Here is a 1,370-nt window from a genome sequence, read left to right as displayed (position 1 = left end):
ATGGTAGTGTCTCACTAACTGTGTAAGTTGAAAAGTTATTCTGAAAATTTGAGCTAATTCAAAAAGCTCAAAAATTTTCGGAAATAACTTTTTAACCTTTTATATATTTACATAGTTATGATTGACAAAGACGACTTATTAAACAACAAAGATTTCTACAAATCCTTCAAGAGTGCAGAAGATTTAACTACATTCTTTCAAACGATGCATAAGCGAGCAGTGGAACACATGCTCGAAGCTGAACTTGATGCTCATCTAGACAATGAGAAACATGATAAAACTACTACGGGAAATTATCGCAACGGACATGGAACTAAGAAAATAAAGACCTCTTTTGGTCAACATGAAATCAAGGTTCCTCGTGATCGAGATTCCACCTTTAATCCAATGCTTGTTCCCAAAAGAGAAAACATCGCTCAAGGAGTTGAGAACGTTATCATTTCTCTTTATGCCAAAGGAATGAGCGTTAGTGATATTGAAGAACAAATTAGAGAAGTATATGATTTTGAAGTGTCCTCTTCAACCATATCTCGAATTACCAGTGCTATTACCAATGAAGTTGTGACTTGGCAAAACAGACCTCTAGAAGATCTCTATTTAATTGTTTGGATGGATGGTATTGTTTTCAAGGTTAGAGAAAACTCAAAAGTGATCAACAAAACTATTTATCTAGCCGTAGGACTCAACCGAGACGGCAAAAAAGAAGTGCTTGGAATGTGGCTGGGCAAGAACGAAACTAGTAGTTTTTGGATGAGCGTTTTAACTGATTTAAAGGCTCGTGGTGTTGAAGATATACTCATAACTGCCACTGATAATTTAAATGGATTTACTCAAACAATCCGAAGTGTTTTTCCTGAATCTCAAACACAAATCTGCGTGGTTCATCAAATTAGAAACGCGTGTAAATATGTGGTTTGGAAAGATAGAAAACAATTTACTGCCGATATGAAACATATTTATAACGCTCCAACAAAACAAGCAGCAGAACTCGCTTTAAATGATTTTGCCGATAAATGGCAAAGTAAATACTCTTATGCCATCAAATCCTGGCGAGATAATTGGGATGAACTGACCGTGTTTTTTGACTTTCCAATCGAGATTAGAAAAATAATCTATACTACAAATCTAATTGAGAATCTCAACGGGAAGATTAGAAAATACACCAAGAACAAAATGTCTTTCCCAACAGATGAAGCAGTCCTAAAATCGGTATATTTGGCTCTAAGAGAAGCAACAAAAAAATGGTCAATGCCTATTCGAAATTGGGGAGTGGTTTTAAACCAATTTACCCTTATATTTGAAAAAAGGCTCCGATTATAAAAACCGAAGCCTTGACTTTTCAACTTACACACTTTTTGAGATAGTGTCTT

Annotated in this window: 1 protein-coding gene; it reads left to right on the top strand. The window is 35.2% G+C overall.

What is annotated here, in order from left to right; translation table 11 throughout:
- The first annotated feature begins 117 nt into the window (after positions 1 to 117).
- Entirely contained in the window at positions 118 to 1,320 is a 1,203-nt protein-coding gene (locus FLAVO9AF_RS15155; RefSeq protein ID WP_159691208.1) for an IS256 family transposase, read from the top strand.
- Positions 1,321 to 1,370 lie beyond the last annotated feature (50 nt).

The sequence above is a fragment of the Flavobacterium sp. 9R genome, assembly GCF_902506345.1.
Classification (GTDB): Bacteria; Bacteroidota; Bacteroidia; order Flavobacteriales; family Flavobacteriaceae; genus Flavobacterium.
Note: the sequence above shows the minus strand (reverse complement) of the source record. Positions and strands in the feature narration are given on the sequence as shown.

What these genes read in the sequence shown, in the direction of transcription:
- FLAVO9AF_RS15155 (WP_159691208.1), top strand. Translation starts at nt 118, where the DNA reads ATGATTGACAAAGACGACTTATTAAACAACAAAGATTTCTACAAATCC.